Source organism: Vitreoscilla sp. C1 (assembly GCF_002951955.2).
GTDB lineage: Bacteria > Pseudomonadota > Gammaproteobacteria > Burkholderiales > Neisseriaceae > Vitreoscilla > Vitreoscilla stercoraria.
Genome location: NZ_CP019644.2, coordinates 663,660 through 681,556 on the forward strand (window position 1 = coordinate 663,660; position 17,897 = coordinate 681,556).

A 17,897-nucleotide genomic window follows, 5' to 3' on the forward strand; every position below is an offset into this window, starting at 1 on the left:
TGTGATGTATCACGGTAAATGAGGTTTATTATATTTGCCATTGTAAAGAAGGTTTTTAAATGCCAACATTCAGATAACGACATGGCACATAACAATCACGACCATAGGCAATATCAGACCATAAAAATCAAAAAAAAACAGCCATCAAGGCTGTTTTTTTTCATATTGCAATGCAATTTTATAATTGGCGTAACATCAGTTTTTGACCAGGTTGCAAATTGCTGCCAGTGTTGTTCCATTTTTTCAAATCATTGACTTGTACATTGAACTTGCCAGCAATGCTCATCAAAGTATCGCCTTTGCGTACCACGTAATTGACATTTTTAGGCGTATTTTGGTCTTTGGTAGCTTGTTTTTTCTGAGCTTGGCTGTCTTTGGCTTGTGCCAATTGAATGGCTTTGTCAGCAGCTTTGCCCACTTTCAAAGTTTGACCTACTTTGATGGTATTGCTCTCTAAACCATTGGCAGCGAGCAATTCAGACACTTGCATATCATACGTTTTGGCAATGCTGTACAAAGTTTCACCAGAAGATACTTTGTGTTCATTGGCATTGGCCAATTGGCGTTCTCGTTTTTCTGCTTCTGCTTGTAATTTGGCCAAACGCGCTTCTTCGCGTGCCTCACGCTCATTTTCACGTTCAATTGCCAAGCGTACGGAATTGGCAGCATGGTTCTCATCCAATTGCAACGCTGCAATCGGTGTGGTTTGAACTTCTGTCAATTCAATACTTGCCGCTTGTATATCAGTAGCCACTGTATTGGCGTCGGTAATCTGGTTTGCAGAGGCTTGGTTTTCAGTGATGTTGACCGCTTGAGTCAGCGCCATATTGTCTTGTAACTTCGGTATGTTCGCTGCTTCTAAAACCATATTTTGCGTGGACGGTGCTTGTGTGAGTACCATATTTTCTTGCAGAACAGGCGTATTGATGGCAACGCTTGGCGTTGCAACAGGTGCTTTGGCGACTGCTTGTACAGCAGGCGTTGGACGTGTGTTGCTGCGATGGTTCATCAAATTAGACAAAGGATCGGCTGTGGCCATTTGTTGGCTGGTGCGCGCTTTGGGCGTTTGCAATAAATTGACGGTAGGTGTTAAGGACGCTGTATTCACCGCTGGCGTCGTATGGGTAAAGCTTTCTGCTTGTGCCACTTGAATATGGCTTACAGGCCGCTCTATTTCAGATGCTGCAAAGTTTTGGTTAGATATTGGCATCGCCGCACCTGCCAAAGCCGCAGGCGTAGCATAACCATAAGGCGTGTGACTGCCGCGCATTTTAATTGGCAGTGCACCAGCCAATTGTGCTTGTGGTTTGCTCAAGCTATCGGCTTGGCGCACGGTCACAGCAGGTTGTTGCAAGAAATTGGCACCCATTTCTAAAACAGCATGTTGTAAAGATGCGTCTGTGTTTTGCAAGGGTGAGCGGTTTTTAGCCACCAATACAGGCAAACCTGAGCTTAAAGTATTGCCTTTTAAGCCATTGAGTTGGCGCAATTCTTGATAACTCATACCAAAGCTGGCTGCGACATCATCGGCTTTTTCAGAATATTGAGGCGTATAAACTTGATAAGATAATAAGTCTTCTGCTTTGCTCGCTTGGTAGTTTTTCATGAACTGGTTGGCAGCAGCGGTTGGCAATAAAATTTTACGATTTTCAGCAGGAATGAAGACAGGTAAATTGGGTCCTGGATTTAAGCGTAAAAATTCATCATGGCTAATGCCTGCTAAGCGAGCTGCGACGGTAGTTTCAATCGGGGTGTTGATGTCGATAGCTTGGAAATAAGCTTCGTCGTTGATGTGCGGTATTTGTACGCCAAAAGCAGCTGGGTTATGTAGAATGTTGCGCCAAGCCAGTAATTTTGGTGCATAATTGCGCGTTTCTTGCGGCATATTGAGGTTTTCATACACAGGTAACAAACCTTGGCTTTCCGCACGTTTGATGGCACGGCTCACATTGCCTTGTCCCCAGTTATACGCTGCCAATGCCAAAGACCAATCACCAAACAAGCCGTATAAATATTCCAAATAATTTAAAGCAGCATCGGTGGAAGCATAAACATCATGGCGGCCATCGTAAACATAGGTTTGGTCTAAGCCATAATCTTTACCTGTGGCTGGCATAAATTGCCATAAGCCTGATGCGCCCACTGGTGATTTTGCTTTGATGACAAAAGCACTTTCAATGAAAGGCAATAACGCAATTTCACCTGGCATATTGCGGCGTTCGACTTCGGTTGCCACATGGTGTAGATAAGGTTCGCTGCGCTTGATGGTACGATTTAAATACGCTGATTCTTTTGCGAATTTTTGTTCGTGGCGACGCACTAATTCTGAGTTGACTTCAGGCATTTCAAAACGACTGCTAATGCGACCGAAAACATTGGTATATTTTTGTTGTTGGCCATGGAGCAAGCTAGAGTTCAAACGCATCAAGTCATGCGCCATTTTTTGAGTTTGAAAAGGTGTTTGCACTTGCGCCAACGACGCTTGTGCCATCGATACACCTGTCAAAGTCAGGAGCAGGGTTTTGAAATGGGTCATAACAATCAGAAATAGGAATTTTAATTGCAGTGGATAATAAAAGTGTTTACAAATGTTGTCAATTTAAGCAAGTTGCTTAAAAAGTGTAAATTAACTGATTTTTAAGCAATTTTTACAAAATTTAATCATCAAGAAGGACATTTTTTTATGATAAGTAAATTGATGGTGTTTGTATAAAATGAATTCAAATCATCTACAAACATGGCTATTGCAACACCCACATGGCAAAGAAATCTTGGCGCAAGTGCAAACCCAATTGCAACAGTTGATTGGTACGCAACATTATGAGCATGCACTGCAATTGGGCTTGCCAAGCGTGGACTTATTACCACAAACGGGCGTGGTGCATCGTTATATCATGGCTGAGCAAGAGGCGCCGATTGTGGCTCAATTTGATTATTTGCCTTTGCCAACCGAAAGCATGGATTTGGTAGTATTGCCATTTGCCTTGTCCCAATATGAAAACCGCCATGCCATTTTGCGCGAAGTGCAACGGGTGTTGTGTGGTTATGGGCAATTGGTGATTGTGGATTTGAATCCACATTCTTTGTGGCGCATTCAATCTCAACAATGGCAGCGTTTGACCGCTTGCCACAGCCATCAAAGCGTGACGCCCAAACACATGGCAGATTGGTTGAAATTATTGGATTTACAGCCACAAAGCAGTCGTTTTATCCATTATGGCCCTTTGTTTACAGGCCGCCCTTCGCCAAAATGGCAATGGTTAGAATTGGCAGGCAATCGTTGGTGGCCGCATATGGCAGCGATGTATGCGATGCTGGCCATCAAACAAACCGTGTATTTGCGTCCTTTGTCTGAGCATGCTCGGCACCGACATTTGAAACAAACCGAATTGATTTTGAATCCAGCTTCATCAGAAAGCCCAAAGTATGACCACAAATAAAAAACACGTCACCATGTATACCGATGGCGCTTGTAAAGGCAACCCTGGCGTTGGAGGTTGGGGCGTGAAGCTGCAATATGGCGAGCACGTTAAAGAATTGTTTGGCGGTGAAGTAGAAACCACTAACAATCGCATGGAAATGACAGCAGTGATTGCAGGCTTAAAAGTGTTAAAACAATCGTGTGTGGTGACGGTTTATACCGATTCCAAATATGTGTTGCAAGGCATGGAGGAGTGGCTTGAAGGCTGGAAAGCGCGTGGTTGGAAAACCGCTTCCAAAGCAGCTGTCAAAAATGTGGATTTGTGGCAACAATTGGATGACTTGGTGCAACAACACGAGGTATCGTGGCAATGGGTCAAAGGCCATGCAGGAAATGCAGGCAATGAACGAGCAGATGAATTGGCCAATATGGGTGTGGCATCGGTCTTGGTGCCTGATGGCGATTAAAAGGCATCAGGTAGGGTCATAAGGGTATCTAACCGTGGTCAAGATGAGAGACTACGCGAAAAATGATAACGCTTGAGGGCGCAGCATTGAAGTGCTGCCGAATGATGGGCAATTTTATTGCGCGTAGGTTGATCAGGCTGTGATGACTTTGTCGCACGAATGGACCGAAGACCAAGCACATCCACCAGTTTTACAGGTCGCTTGTGTGTGGCTAGACATTGCTTTGTTTGGTTATTGGCGCTCGGTGATGAGGCAGATGAACCATTTGCATGAGGCTGTGGTGTGTTCATATATGAGCCAACAAAATCATTCCTTTGCAGCTTAGGTGTGATATCTGTGGCTGTGTCGGTTATAATAGCCGATGGCATGTTTCAAAATGAACATAAAAAAACGCCCTGTCAGTTTACAGGACGCTTGATTCCATCACATCAGGATTATTTCCAATAACGCCACCAAGGGATGTCATTGCTCTTCCAACCTTCCGAAAATTGGCTTTGCGGGAAATTGCTTAACAACACACGTTGCGTGTCTTGGCTTAATTGGGTTTGACCTAATTTATCGTAAGACGCTGCCAAGATGGCTAATGCCTCTTCGGTAAACGGTGTGTTTTGATAATGTTGAATCACGTTTTGCGCACGATTGGCTGCGGCAACATAAGCACCACGGTTTAAGTAATAGCGTGCAATGGCCATTTCATTGCCAGCAAATGCCACCACCAATTTGCTCATGCGATCGCGCGCATCAGGTGCGTATTTGCTGTCAGGCCAACGTGTAATCAATGTATTGAAGTGGCCATAGGCTTCGCGGTTGGCTTTTTGGTCACGGTCAGCCCAATCTTGAGAGGCCAATTTGGTCACAAAAGAGGTGTCTTCGTTGAAAGCCACCAAACCGCGTAGATAGAACACGTAATCTAAATTTTCGTGTTTTGGATATTTTTTCTCAAAACTATCCAATTCCGCTAACGCCTTAGCAGGCTCAGCATCGCGATAATGCGCATAAGCTTTGTCCAACTGAGCTTGTTGAGCATAACGACCATTTGGGAAACGGGATTGCAAAATATCGTATAATTTGACAGCACGGGTATAGTTTTTGCCGTTCAAGTCATCTTGTGCTTCTGTATACAACTGCTGCACAGTCCACGATTGGGTGATTTGGGCATCTTTGTCGACAGAAGTACCTTTATTGGCACAACCTGTTAAAACAAGCGCCACACAGCTGGCAATTAAAATTTTTTTCATGAAAGCAGATTTCCTTGAATAACGCCGAAGATTATAACGATGATTTGGATTTAGCGGTAGAGGCTCAAGTCATTGAGTTGACCGTACCAAATGAATTGGCAGGTAAACGGTTGGATGCCGCCTTGGCACACATGCTGCCTGACTACTCACGTAGCCGCATCACCACATGGATCAAAGATGAGCAAGTGATGCTCAATGGCAAGACCGCTCAACCGAAACACAAACTCATTGGTTCTGAACACTTAACCGTCACCATCACCCCTAGCTTGGAAACCGCGGCGTTTACTGCTGAGGAGATGGACTTAGACATCATTTACGAAGATGATACTGTCATTGTTATCAATAAGCCAGCAGGTTTGGTGGTTCATCCAGCTTCTGGTAACTGGAATGGTACTTTATTAAACGGATTGTTGCATTATTGTCCTGAATTGTCGCAAGTGCCACGAGCGGGCATTGTGCACCGTTTGGACAAAGACACCAGTGGTTTGATGGTTGTTGCCAAAACTTTGCCAGCGCAAAACAATTTGGTACAGCAATTACAAGCACGTACGGTCAAGCGTATTTACCGTGCAGTGTGCAATGGTATCGTACCATTTGATGGCAAGATTGAAACCTTGATTGGTCGCGACCCACACAATCGCTTGAAAATGGCGGTGGTCAAATATGGTGGCAAAGAGGCGATTACGCATGTGCGAGTGCTGGAGCGTTATTTGAATCACAGCTATGTGGAATGTGCTTTGGAAACGGGCCGTACTCACCAAATCCGTGTTCACATGCGTGAAGCGCGCCATCCATTGGTGGCAGACCCTGTGTATGGTAATGTCCGCCATCTGTGTTCTGACAAAGTCAAAGAAGTGGTGAAAAACCTACACCGTCAAGCTTTGCATGCTTACCGTTTGAGTTTTGTACATCCTGTGACAGGTGAATTGGTGTCGTTTGAAGCGTCGATGCCAGACGATATGTATCATTTGTTGTCTTTGTTGCGTTTGGAAGCGGGTTTGGATTCATCTTTGCAACATGAAGCGGGTTATGCCGATGAAATGGGCATGGACGACGATGACGATTGGGATGATGACGACGATGTGGAAGTGATTTACGTCCGCGATTAATACGGTTGCATTGAGTTGGTTTAAAAAAGCCTCGCATATTTTGTCGAGGCTTTTTTGAGTTTTAAGCATCCTGTCTATATTACAGGACGCTTATGGTTTGGTTTTGATGGTGTTGAGATGTGGAGACATGTACCGTCATGGTGTGGGTGTTGCTGTATGGACTGGGAAAGGCTTGGGCTGTGCCATTTTCAAACGTACAATGGGCAATATTATTTCAAGCTTGATTTATTGAAGGATGTTTTCATGAAAAACCTTGCCATAACGCGTTTGTCTGAATCTGTTTTTACTGCCAATTGGCCAGCGCCTGCCAATGTCAAAACCTTGATTTCTACTCGTCACGGTGGTGTCAGTGAAGGTGTGTATGCCAGTTTGAATGTGGGTGCGCATGTGGGCGATGTGGCGGAGCATGTGGCGCAAAACCGCGCGTTGGTGCAACAACACGCGTCCATGCCTTTGGCTTATTTGAATCAAACCCATTCTACTGATGTGGTGGAGGCGGAAGCGGCATTGCAAGATTTGCTTGATGCCGATGCCAGCGTCAATTGCAATGGACAGGCCGCTTGTGCGGTGATGACGGCAGATTGTTTGCCGGTGTTGCTGTGTGATGCGGCAGGGACGGTGGTAGCGGCTGCGCATGCAGGTTGGCGTGGTTTGGTCGGTGGCGTGATTGAAAACACGGTGGCGGCGATGAATGTGACAGGTCGCTTATTAGCCTATTTGGGTCCTGCCATTGGTGCTGATGCGTTTGAAGTGGGCGAAGAAGTGCGTGCTGCATTTGTGGCGCACGATGCGCAAGCTGCCAAGGCATTTGTTGACATTGGCGATGGCAAATATTTGGCAGACATTTATTTGCTGGCGCGCCAGCGTTTGCAAGCTTTGGGTATTTTGGATATTTACGGTGGCGAACACTGTACGGTATTGCAACGAGAAGACTTTTTCTCGTATCGCCGTGATGGTCAAACAGGGCGCATGGTCAGCGCCATTTGGTTAGAAGCATAAATTGTATTGGCATGATTAAAAAAGCGTCCTGTAAACATTTACAGGACGCTTTTTTAATACTTGATCAACGATTGGATTTTAGCTTATAGCTTGGTGTTGGGAAATTAATTGTGGTCTCAAACACTCCATCAGCATGGGCATTGGGATGAAATAGGGCACAAAATGGCTTGGGTGGCGTGGTGTTTGGGGGTGATGTTGTGTGTGTTTTTACCCACACTGCCGTGGTTGTGGCTGTTGTTGGCAGCTGGCTTGTTGGGCTGTGCTGCGCACAAATGGGGAAAATGGCATGCTTGGCTCTTTTTGTGTTTGGGTTTTGTGTATGCGTTTTTCCGTTTGCAATGGGCATTGGAGCAACAAGTGCCCATCCAAAATGCCATAGTGCCGCAAACTGCTCAAGTGACGGTTTTGGATGTGGCGACCGAACAAACGTATGGGCAAAGATTTTTGGCTCAAATCATCTTGCAAGATGGTCAAACATTTCAAGTGTATGCTTATGATGCGCATCAACAAATATGGAAGGTTGGGCAAATCAGTCAATGCAATGTGCGTTTGCGTCCGAATATTGGGGCGGTGAATGCCGCAGGATTTCATGTGGAGGCGTGGGCTTTGGCCAATGGCATGGATGGCAGTGCGCATATTGGTAAACATTGCCAAATATCCAGCTTGCAAAATACATGGCAGTTTTGGCATTTGTGGCGTGAAAATGTGTGGCAGCGTTTGCAAAACTTCAATACGCCAAACCATCAAGGCAAAGCGATGGTGGCGGCTTTGACTGTGGGCGTACAGGACGGTTTGAGCTCAAGCACTTGGCAAGCGATGCGCCAATTGGGTGTGGTGCATTTGGTCAGTATTTCGGGTGTACATGTGACGATGTTGGCGGTATTGGTAGGATGGCTTGTTGGAACGTTATTGCGTTACTTGCCTTATACCGTCAAAACCCCGATGTTGTGGCAATGCTGGGCAGGCGTGGCGGTGGCGTTTTTATATGCATTGGTGGCAGGCTTTCAAGTGCCGACACAGCGCACAGTATGGATGTTGTTGGTATTTGCCATCGCTTTGACAGGCAAATGGCGTTTGTCTTTAGGGCAAGTATGGTGGCGGGCTTTGGCGGTGGTAGTGGGTTTGCAGCCTGCGGCTTTTTTGTCGATTGGTTTGTGGCTGTCGTTTGGTTTGGTGGCGATAATGATGTGGGCAGCACATGCTTGGCGTGAGCGTGGAAATACTTGGCGTGTTCTATTGCGAGTGCAAACAGGTTTGATGTTGTTGACGGTGGTGTTGGTCGGGGCTTATTTTCACATCGTGCCTGTTTTGAGTCCTTTGTTCAATGCCATCGCGATTCCGTGGTTCAGTTGGGTGTTGACGCCATGGGCATTGGTGGCGGTGTTATTGCCATGGGATGCGCCATTATTAGGCGTGGTGGCGGTGGCGCAATACAGTGTGGATGTCAGCGTGTGGGCGGTGGCATATTCGCCGGAGTATGTGATTGCGGCACAATCGACTTGGATGTTGATTTTGGCATTGCTGGCGGCTTTTTTGTGTTTGTTGCCACAAGCGGCATTGATGCGTCCTGTAACGGTTTTAATAATGGTGTTGTGGATGGTTTACAGGCCGCCTGTATTGGAACAAGGACAATTGCGCCTGCAAGTCTTGGATGTTGGACAAGGCTTGTCGGTATTGCTCAACACACAAAACCATCGCTTGTTGTTTGATACAGGGCGCAGCTCGGCACAGACAGCCATCATTCCTGCGCTATATGCACAAGGTTGGCGGGACTTGGATGTGTTGGTGTTGTCGCATCATGATGACGATCACGATGGGGCGGCAGCAGAGTTATTACAAACCATTGCCGCGCACAACATTTGGGTGAGTGACACGCAAGCATACCCGCAGTGGCGAACGCACACTTGCCGAGAGCACGCATGGCAATGGGATGGCGTTTGGTTTGAGTGGCTCACATTGCCGCTGCAAAACGTTAAAAATACCACCAATGCCCGTTCATGTGTGTTGCGTGTGGTGACACAAGGACAAGCTGTGTTGATTCCTGCAGACATAGGGCATGCTGAAGAAGCAGGCTTGTTGCAGCGATATGGACACAATTTGCGCAGCACTGTTTTGATTTTGGGTCATCACGGCTCTAGTGGTTCAAGCAGCGGTGCATGGCTCAATGTGGTGGATCCGGATATTGCCATTGCGTCCTCAGGTTGGAACAATGCCTATCACCATCCCACGCCCGCGGTGCAAAATCGGTTGAGCGCGCATGAAATTGAATTATACCGCACCGATATGCAAGGCGGTGCGGTATGGATTTTAGATGAACAATTGCACTTCAAAGCATTTACAGGCCGCCGCTTTTGGTGGCAGAGAAAACCGTTTACCGCTCAATCAAATGCAAGCGAAACATCAAATGACATAATCCACCAAACTTTTTTGCGAGAACACGCTGATATTGGTCGGCGTTAAAAACACTGTTTCGTTAACACGGTATTGGTGTTGCAATTGTTGTTGGTGTGGAATCATCACTTCGATGTCTTGACCTGTGGCATCGTATAAGCTCACACGCACAATCGGACCCAATACCGAAATATGGTGAATTTGTGCTGCCAACATGCTGCCTGTTTGGTCGCGGCTGATGGTGAATTCGTGTGGACGCACATAAGCGGTGGCGGTGCCTTCGCTCCATTTTTCTTGTGGCGGCACTGCTTGGTAGCGGAAATGGCCTAAAACCAATTCGCCTCGCTCAATATAGCCTTCAAAGCGGTTCACTTCGCCCAAAAATTCCGTTACAAAAGCATTGTCAGGCTGCTCGTACAAATGTGCGCCACTGCCGACTTGTTCGACTTTGCCATGGTTCATCACCACGATTTGGTCGGAAATTTCCAAAGCTTCTTCTTGGTCGTGGGTAACGAGCAAGCTGGTGACATTGAATTCGTGGTGAATGTCACGCAACCATTGGCGCAATTCTTTGCGTACTTTGGCATCCAAAGCACCAAACGGCTCATCCAATAACAACAATTGTGGTTTGACCGCCAAAGCCCGTGCCAAAGCAATGCGCTGACGTTGACCACCTGACAATTGATGCGGATACGATTTGGCGAGCCATTCCAATTGCACCATTTTGAGCAAACCATGCACACGTTCAGCCATTTCGTCTTTGCTGGGACGTTTGTTTTTGGGCAACACTTGTAAGCCAAAAGCGACGTTGTCAAACACTGTCATATGGCGAAACAGTGCGTAGTTTTGAAACACGAAGCCCACGCCACGCTCACGCACCGATTTGTCGCTCACATTTTGGTCACCAAACCAAATTTCGCCATTATTATGGGTTTCCAAGCCTGCAATGATGCGCAAAAGCGTGGTTTTGCCACAGCCCGAAGGACCGAGTAAAGACACCAAAGCACCAGTAGGCACTTGTAAATTGATGTTTTGCAGCGCATGAAAGTCGCCGAAATGTTTGTTCAGGTTCTTAATCGTAATGCTCATGCTTGGCTCTTTTTCACTTGAATTAAATCGGTATCGGGTTTGGCTTCACGGGTGGCGGCACGCATTTTGCGTTCTTGCAAATGGTTCAACACATTTTGCAAAATCAATGTCAATAATGCCAAGCCCGCTAATAAACTCGCTGCTGCAAACGAAGCGACAAAATTGTATTCGTTGTACAAAATTTCTACATGCAAAGGAATGGTGTTGGTTTGACCGCGTATGTGTCCTGAAACAATGCTCACCGCACCGAATTCACCCATTGCGCGGGCATTGGTCAAAATCAAGCCGTATAGCAATGCCCACTTGATGTTTGGCAAGGTAATGCGCCAAAACATTTGCCAGCCTGAAGCACCCAAAATTAAGGCCGCTTGTTCTTCGTTGTCGCCTTGTGATTGCATTAAGGGAATCAATTCACGCGCCACAAAAGGGAAAGTCACAAACAAAGTGGCTAAAACAATGCCGGGAATGGCAAAAATGATTTGAAAGCCGTGTGATTCTAACCATCCGCCCAATAAGCTGTTGCTGCCAAACAATAAAATAAACATCAAGCCTGCCACCACAGGGGAAACTGAAAACGGCAAATCCAATAATGTGGTTAAAAATTGCTTTCCGCGAAAATCAAAACGGGTCAAAAGCCATGCAATACACACGCCTAAAACCGCATTAATCGGTACCACAATGGCGGCTGTGAGCAAAGTCAATTTGATGGCAGATAAGGCATCAGGATGGGTGAGCGAGGCAATGTACAAATCCCAACCTTGGCGCAAAGCTTCGATGAAAATGGCACACAAGGGAATGAGCAAAAGCAAAGCCAAGAAAATCCATGCCACGCTGATTAACGTGATGCGTATCCATTTTGGTTCGGTTAAACCCGCTTTGGTTTTGAGTTCTAAAGGCGTCATGCTCATACTTTTGCTCCAATTTTACGGCTGACCGACCATTGGGCAATGTTCAATACTGACAAAATTACAAATGAAATGAGCAACATGAACAAAGCCACGGCAGAAGCGCCCTGAACATCAAACAAGTCTAGTTTAGAGGTAATGACCAAAGGCAAAATTTGCGACACCATAGGGATGTTGCCAGCAATGAAAACGACAGAGCCATATTCACCTGTGGCACGGGCAAACATCATGCCAAAACTGGTAATCAAAGCAGGTACCAATTCTGGCAATACTACGCGCCGAATGATGGTGAAGCGGCTCGCGCCCATGGTGGTCGCAGCTTCTTCGAGCTCAGGTTGTAATTCTTCCAATACAGGCTGCACTGTGCGTACCACAAACGGCAAGCTCACGACGATTAACGCAATCAAAATGCCCAATGGCGTGAACGCCACTTTAATGCCCATAGGCGCTAACAATTGCCCAATCCAACCGTTAGGTGCATACAGCGTTGCCAAAGTGATGCCTGTCACCGCAGTGGGCAGCGCAAAAGGCAAATCCACAATGGCATTGATGATGCTTTTGCCAAAAAAATCGTAACGCACAATGACCCATGCGATCAAAGTGCCAAAGACCAAATTGATTGCAGCGGCATAAAAAGACACTTTCAAACTCAGCCACAAAGCGGCTAAAACTTGCTCTTCGGTGATGGTGCGCCAAAATTCAGCCAACCCCATGTCGGTAATGCTCAAAGCCAACATTGAAAAAGGCAGCAATACCAAAATAGACAGCCAAAACGCAGATACCGCCAAGCTGAACTTGAAGCCGGGTAATACTGTAGGAGATTTTAAAAACAACATAGACAGTCCGAATCGGTTAAAAAAGCGTCCTGTAAACCTTTACAGGACGCCGTTTTGGGTATGGATTTACTTCTTGTTGACTTCGTCAAAAACGCCGCCATCTGCGAAGAATTTCTTCATGATTTCATCCCAAGTTCCGAACACGTCGTTGGCGCGGAAAGTTTCCATAGTAGGGAATTTGTCTTGATTGGCTGCCAATACTTCGGCATTGCTAGGACGCAAATACAAGCTCGCTGCCAATTCTTGCGCAGGCTGGCTCCACAAATAATCCAAATATTCTTTGGCCGCTGCGCCCGTGCCTTTGCCTTCGACGACTTTGTCGACGACTGCAACAGGGTTTTCAGCTTTAATCGAGTATTTAGGATAAATGATTTCAAATTGGTCTTTGCCAAACTCACGAGAAGCCAAGTTTGCTTCGTTTTCAAACGTAATCAAGGCGTCGCCAATGCCACGTTGGACAAATGTTGTGGTCGCTGCACGACCGCCATTGTCCATAATCGGCACATTTTTCAAGAAAGCTTTGACGTATTCTTTGGCCTTGGCTTCGTCGCCATTGTTGGCTTTTAAAGCTTGGCCATAAGCTGCTAAAAAGCTGTAACGGCCGTTGCCGGTGGTTTTGGGGTGAGCGATGATGACTTGATTGCCATCTTTGATTAAGTCGTTCCAGTCTTGGATGCCTTTAGGATTGCCTTTGCGCACCAAAAATACGGTGGTGCTGGTAAAAGGTACGGCATTGTCAGGCAATTTGGCTTGCCAACCAGCTTGAATCAAGCCTTTTTTCTCCAACAATTCCACATCGCTTGATTGGTTCATTGTGACCACATCGGCTTTTAAGCCATTGGCAACTGACAAAGCCTGTTTGCTAGAGCCACCGTGCGATTGTTCGATAGTGATTTTGGCACCACCATGTTTGGCAGCGTATTCTTTTTCAAACAAAGGGTTGTATTCTTTGTAAAAGTCACGCATAACGTCATAAGACACGTTCATAATGGTTACATCGCCGCCAGCGGGTGCGGCTGTGGTAGATGAAGAAGCATTGGCAGGCGTTTGTGCGGGTGTTGTTTCGGTTTTTTGACCACCGCATGCTGCCAAACTCGCTGCAGCAGCGACCATCAAAGTGTAAGACAAAAAGCGTGACATGGTGTTGTTCCCATAAGAATGATGACAATATGATTTTCATCATAGAGGAATCAAAAACATTTGAGAAAGAATTAATAGTCTGCTCTATATGCAAAAATTATATATATGAGGTGTAATGTGACTTATGCTTGAAAAGTGGGAACTTGAAGCACAAATTGGATACAAAGACTGTGTGAGACTAATGTTAAATATCACAATATGATTGTAAAATTGAACATTAGAGTGAAGAGATTAGAAGTGTTGTTTTAATGAGTCGGTCTGAATTGAGGGTTGCCACACTGGTAGGACAAGAGATACTCACTCGCTTCGCAACAATTTGAGACTAATTCGTAGAATACAGATGTATTGCTTTAAAAGAATGGGGTATTATTGCCATGTCATGGTTATTAACCAAGCTTTCCATTTATTATTAAAACTTAGCAAAAGGAATGACAATGAAAGCGTCATCTAAATTAATTAAGGCAGCGTTGGCAGTTTCTACGGCCTTATTGTTAGCGGCATGTGGTAGCTCTAAAATCAGCGCAGATGGCTCTGCTAACAGCTTAAGCTGGCCTAAGCCAAGCGCATCTACATTTAGTAAAAGTTTGGGTACTTTTCCAGATCCATCTAGCTTGGCACAAGTCAAAGCTGGTGTGACCAAAGACCAATTGTATTATTTATTGGGTCGCCCTCATTACAATGAAGGCTTTATTGGTGTGCGTGAGTGGAATTATTTGTTCCATTTCCATACTCCAGGTCAAGGTACGAATGATGTGACCACGTGTCAATTCAAAGTATTGTTTGATTCTGGTATGCGTGGTCAATCTTTCTATTGGAATCCAGTCGATCCAGCAGGCGCTACTTGTCCTCCAGGCAATGCGCCAGCTGCAGCGCCTACGATTCAACGCTATACTTTGAGCGGTGACGCTTTGTTCACGTTTGATAAATATGGCGAAAGTGATATTTTGGCAGGTGGTCGTGCTGAATTAGACCAATTGGCTCAAAATTTGCGTGGTTTTGATCGTTTGAATCGCATTGTAGTTGTGGGTCATACCGATTACTTGGGTTCTGATAGCTATAATTTGCAATTGTCACAACGCCGTGCAGTGACTGTTGCACAATATTTGGTGAACCGTGGCATTCCTGCGAACTTGATTGAGCCTCGTGGTATGGGTGAGTCGCAGCCTGTGAAGCAGTGTGATGAAACATTGGGTCGTCAACAATTGATTGCTTGCTTGCAGCCTAACCGCCGCGTGGAAATCGAGATTGATGGTTCGGGTGTGTTGCGTTAATACATCGACATGCGTATGCTCAAAACCCAGCGTTAAGCTGGGTTTTTTTGTGATGTGAATATGATGGCCATAGGGGCAGAGATTTTTGGTTTCAAAATAGCAGGATGATGATAATAAAATGGATGTGAAAAAAACAGGCAATATGTATGTCAGCACTCATGCTGCCAGTGCGCAAATCTTGGCGCAAAGACCAGCACAAACGTTGGATAATTTTCAGGACGCTTTAAAGGATTTGCGTGAACAGCAACAATTTTGGGCGGATAAAAAAGTGACCGAACGTTGTGCTGTTTTATTGCAATTGGCATTGCGCATTGAGGCGGCTAAAGATGAATTGGCGCAAGCGGTGTGTTTGGAAGTGGGACGTTGTTTGCGTGAGTGTGAGGCGGAGATTGATAAAACGGTGGATTTGGTGCGGTATTACGCCAAACTTGCGCCTGAGTTGCTCGATGCCAAAACCATCACCACGCAAGCGAGCTTATCGCAAGTGCGGTTTGAGCCTTTGGGTGTGGTGTTGGCAGTGATGCCATGGAATTATCCTGTGTGGCAAATCATGCGTTTTGCCATTCCAGCTTTGTGTGCAGGCAATGCTTGTGTGGTGAAACCTGCGCCAAGCGTGGCACAAGTGACGCAAAAATTAATGGCTTTGGTCGGCAGCGATTTGCCTTTACAGGCCGCTTATTTGGAACATGAGGCGGTAGAAGAAGCGATTGTGCAAACCGATGCGATGGCGTTTACTGGCTCGACCGATACAGGCCGCTATTTGGCGAGTTTGGCGGGCAAACACATTAAAAAATGTGTGTTGGAGCTCGGTGGCAGCAATGCCTTCATTGTGTTGGATGATGCTGACATTGAACAAGCGGCGCAAGACGTGGTGTATTCGCGCTTTCGCGATGCAGGGCAATCGTGCAATGCCGCTAAGCGTTTGATTGTGACGCCACAAATTGCCGATGCACTCATTGCCAAAGTGGTGGCGTTGAGTGAGGCTTTGGTGATGGGTGACCCGATGCGTCCTGAAACGACTTTGGCGCCTTTGCACACCAAAACATTGCAACAAAAAGCCCATGCACAAGTACAGGACGCTGTGGCGCATGGCGCACAAGTGTTGTGTGGTGGCGTGTTGCCTGAAAACGTGGGTTATTTTTATCCAGCCACCGTTTTGGATGGTGTGAATGCCGCATGTCGTGTTTACCAAGAAGAAGTGTTTGCGCCCGTTTTAAGCGTGTTGCGGGCGCAAGACGAAGAGGATGCTATTCGCTTGGCCAACGATACTTGCTTTGGCTTGGGAGCAGCAGTTTACAGTCACGATACCGAACAAGCTTGGGCTTTGGCCAAGCGTTTGCAAGCGGGCAGTGTGTTCATCAATCGCCATACCAGCAGCGATTTGCGCTTGCCATTTGGTGGCATCAAGCAATCTGGATTTGGGCGAGAATTGTCTGAATTTGGTTTGTATGAATTTGTGAATGTGAAAACTTATTGGCAAAAATAATTGAAATAACAAGTCATTAAGGTGTTCATGAGGTGGCGTATGGTTTATAATGCGCGCTTTTCATCCATTTGTCACATTATCATGTCACAACAAGAACACAATTCTACGCCACAAGCGCCATCCGAGTTGATTTACGGCATCAATGATAAGCCGAAACCTCTGGTGGCGTTTTTTGCAGCTTTGCAACATTTATTGGCGATTTTGGTGCCGATTGTCACACCGGGTTATTTGATTTGTAAGGCTTTGGGCGTGAGCGAAGTCGATACAAATTTGATTTTGTCGATGTCTTTGGTGATTTCGGGTATCGCGACGTTCTTGCAATGTAAAAAAGTGGGACCATTTGGTGCAGGTTTGTTGATTGTGCAAGGTACCAGTTTTAATTTTATTGGTCCTATCATTGCCATCGGTAGTGGCATGGTGGCGGCGGGTACGCCTGTTGAGCAAGTGATGGCAGCGATTTTTGGCGTGGTGATGGTCGGCTCATTCATTGAAATGGGCGTTTCTCGCATTTTGCCGTGGGTGAAAAAATTGATTACACCATTGGTCACCGGCGTGGTGGTGTTACTCATTGGTCTGACCTTGATTAAAGAAGGTTTGGTGAGTATGGGCGGTGGTTATTACGCCATGCAAACAGGCAGTTTTGCCAATTTTGAAAACTTGATTTTGTCGGCGACCGTGTTGGTGTTAATCATTTTGCTCAATCGCGTCAAAATTGTGTGGGTTAAAAGCGCGTCTATTTTGATTGCTTTGGTCGTAGGCTATGTGTTGGCAGGTGTGATGGGCTTGTTGAATTTCTCAGCTTTAGAGCAAGCGCCTTTATTCCAAGTACCTAAACCGATGCATTTTGGTTTGAGTTTTTCTTGGGCTTTGTTCATTCCGATGGTATTCATTTATTTGGTGACATCTTTGGAAGCCATTGGCGATGTGACGGCAACGAGTAAATTGTCCAAACAAGAAGTGGAAGGTCCACGTTGGATGGAGCGTGTCAGAGGCGGTGTATTGGTGAATGGTGCCAATTCATTATTGGCAGGCTTGTTCAATACATTCCCAAGTTCTGTGTTTGCACAAAACAACGGTGTGATTCAATTGACTTCGATTGCCAGCCGCCATGTGGGTTTGTGGATTGCGGGCATGTTGGTATTGCTCGGCTTGTTCCCTGTGGTGCCTGCCGTGATTCAAGCGGTTCCTGAAGCAGTTTTGGGCGGTGCGGTCATTGTGATGTTTGGTTCGGTTGCCGCTTCGGGTATTAATATTTTGGCGGGCACCACGCTAGACCGTCGTGCTTTGCTGATTATTGCGGTGTCTTTGGGCTTGGGCTTGGGCATTGCACAAGTGCCACAATATTTGGAACACATGCCTGAATTGATACGCAATATTTTCAGCTCTGGCGTAGCCACAGGTGGTATTGCGGCATTGATTTTGAACTGGTTGTTGCCTGAGTCACAAAAATAATACAGTTAAAAAATAGCCAGTGTTGGATATAAGAGGCGTCCTGTAAAGTTTTACAGGACGCCTCTTTGTATGGGCAAGAAATACTTTCACTTA

At 46.1% G+C, this 17,897-nt stretch carries 15 protein-coding genes; 9 read left to right on the forward strand and 6 right to left on the reverse strand.

The genetic code is table 11. From position 1 onward, the window contains the following. Nucleotides 1-178: 178 nt before the first annotated feature. On the reverse strand, nucleotides 179-2,491 hold the full coding sequence (locus tag ADP71_RS03215) for a LysM peptidoglycan-binding domain-containing protein (RefSeq protein ID WP_158667087.1): 2,313 nt from the start codon (nucleotides 2,489-2,491) through the stop codon (nucleotides 179-181). A 223-nt stretch (nucleotides 2,492-2,714) separates the two neighbouring features. Here ADP71_RS03215 and ADP71_RS03220 point away from each other — a divergent pair, with 223 nt between their 5' ends. From ADP71_RS03220 to ADP71_RS03230, 3 genes are all read left to right on the forward strand, one after another. Then, nucleotides 2,715-3,440: a class I SAM-dependent methyltransferase gene (locus ADP71_RS03220; protein WP_019958658.1), complete on the forward strand. Its 726-nt coding sequence runs from the start codon at nucleotides 2,715-2,717 to the stop codon at nucleotides 3,438-3,440. Then, the gene (gene rnhA, locus ADP71_RS03225) at nucleotides 3,427-3,888 is read left to right on the forward strand and encodes a ribonuclease HI (RefSeq protein ID WP_019958659.1); all 462 of its coding nucleotides are present in this window, start codon (nucleotides 3,427-3,429) and stop codon (nucleotides 3,886-3,888) included. The genes ADP71_RS03220 and rnhA overlap by 14 nt, the downstream gene beginning before the upstream one ends. A 142-nt stretch (nucleotides 3,889-4,030) precedes the next feature. Then, nucleotides 4,031-4,213, forward strand: coding sequence for a hypothetical protein (locus ADP71_RS03230; RefSeq protein ID WP_019958660.1), 183 nt, complete (start codon nucleotides 4,031-4,033; stop codon nucleotides 4,211-4,213). A gap of 109 nt (nucleotides 4,214-4,322) precedes the next feature. On the opposite strand, the gene ADP71_RS03235 is transcribed toward ADP71_RS03230, so the two are convergent. Continuing rightward, nucleotides 4,323-5,126, reverse strand: a complete 804-nt coding sequence (locus ADP71_RS03235) for an outer membrane protein assembly factor BamD (protein ID WP_019958661.1) — start codon at nucleotides 5,124-5,126, stop codon at nucleotides 4,323-4,325. A 14-nt stretch (nucleotides 5,127-5,140) separates the two neighbouring features. On the opposite strand from ADP71_RS03235, the gene rluD reads away from it, so the two are divergent. The 3 genes from rluD (at nucleotide 5,141) to ADP71_RS03250 (ending at nucleotide 9,694) form a co-directional block, all read left to right on the forward strand. Next, on the forward strand, nucleotides 5,141-6,235 hold the full coding sequence (gene rluD, locus ADP71_RS03240; RefSeq protein ID WP_019958662.1) for a 23S rRNA pseudouridine(1911/1915/1917) synthase RluD: 1,095 nt from the start codon (nucleotides 5,141-5,143) through the stop codon (nucleotides 6,233-6,235). Nucleotides 6,236-6,478: 243 nt separating this feature from the next. Further along, nucleotides 6,479-7,234: a peptidoglycan editing factor PgeF gene (pgeF, locus tag ADP71_RS03245; RefSeq protein ID WP_019958664.1), complete on the forward strand. Its 756-nt coding sequence runs from the start codon at nucleotides 6,479-6,481 to the stop codon at nucleotides 7,232-7,234. Between the two features lie 162 nt (nucleotides 7,235-7,396). After that, on the forward strand, nucleotides 7,397-9,694 hold the full coding sequence (locus ADP71_RS03250) for a DNA internalization-related competence protein ComEC/Rec2 (RefSeq protein WP_104931493.1): 2,298 nt from the start codon (nucleotides 7,397-7,399) through the stop codon (nucleotides 9,692-9,694). On the opposite strand, the gene ADP71_RS03255 is transcribed toward ADP71_RS03250, so the two are convergent. The 4 genes from ADP71_RS03255 to ADP71_RS03270 all read right to left on the reverse strand — a co-directional run bounded on the left by ADP71_RS03255 (nucleotide 9,635) and on the right by ADP71_RS03270 (nucleotide 13,595). Beyond that, nucleotides 9,635-10,714, reverse strand: a complete 1,080-nt coding sequence (locus tag ADP71_RS03255) for a sulfate/molybdate ABC transporter ATP-binding protein (protein ID WP_019958666.1) — start codon at nucleotides 10,712-10,714, stop codon at nucleotides 9,635-9,637. The two genes, ADP71_RS03250 and ADP71_RS03255, sit on opposite strands and share 60 nt — an antisense overlap. Next, complete coding sequence (gene cysW / locus ADP71_RS03260) at nucleotides 10,711-11,622, reverse strand: sulfate ABC transporter permease subunit CysW (protein ID WP_019958667.1); 912 nt, start codon at nucleotides 11,620-11,622, stop codon at nucleotides 10,711-10,713. Before cysW ends, ADP71_RS03255 begins: the two co-directional genes overlap by 4 nt. Then, nucleotides 11,619-12,455 carry a sulfate ABC transporter permease subunit CysT gene (cysT, locus tag ADP71_RS03265; RefSeq protein WP_019958668.1) on the reverse strand — a complete coding sequence of 279 codons (837 nt, stop codon included), beginning with the start codon at nucleotides 12,453-12,455 and terminating at the stop codon, nucleotides 11,619-11,621. Before cysT ends, cysW begins: the two co-directional genes overlap by 4 nt. A gap of 66 nt (nucleotides 12,456-12,521) precedes the next feature. Continuing rightward, the gene (locus tag ADP71_RS03270; RefSeq protein ID WP_171460884.1) at nucleotides 12,522-13,595 is read right to left on the reverse strand and encodes a sulfate ABC transporter substrate-binding protein; all 1,074 of its coding nucleotides are present in this window, start codon (nucleotides 13,593-13,595) and stop codon (nucleotides 12,522-12,524) included. A 434-nt stretch (nucleotides 13,596-14,029) separates the two neighbouring features. Between ADP71_RS03270 and ADP71_RS03275 the strand changes: the two genes are divergently transcribed. The 3 genes from ADP71_RS03275 (at nucleotide 14,030) to ADP71_RS03285 (ending at nucleotide 17,804) form a co-directional block, all read left to right on the forward strand. Next, nucleotides 14,030-14,866, forward strand: a complete 837-nt coding sequence (locus ADP71_RS03275; protein WP_019958670.1) for an OmpA family protein — start codon at nucleotides 14,030-14,032, stop codon at nucleotides 14,864-14,866. Between the two features lie 142 nt (nucleotides 14,867-15,008). Next, the gene (locus tag ADP71_RS03280) at nucleotides 15,009-16,352 is read left to right on the forward strand and encodes an aldehyde dehydrogenase family protein (protein ID WP_026353602.1); all 1,344 of its coding nucleotides are present in this window, start codon (nucleotides 15,009-15,011) and stop codon (nucleotides 16,350-16,352) included. Nucleotides 16,353-16,433: 81 nt separating this feature from the next. Beyond that, on the forward strand, nucleotides 16,434-17,804 hold the full coding sequence (locus ADP71_RS03285; RefSeq protein ID WP_040755836.1) for a uracil-xanthine permease family protein: 1,371 nt from the start codon (nucleotides 16,434-16,436) through the stop codon (nucleotides 17,802-17,804). Nucleotides 17,805-17,897: the final 93 nt, after the last annotated feature.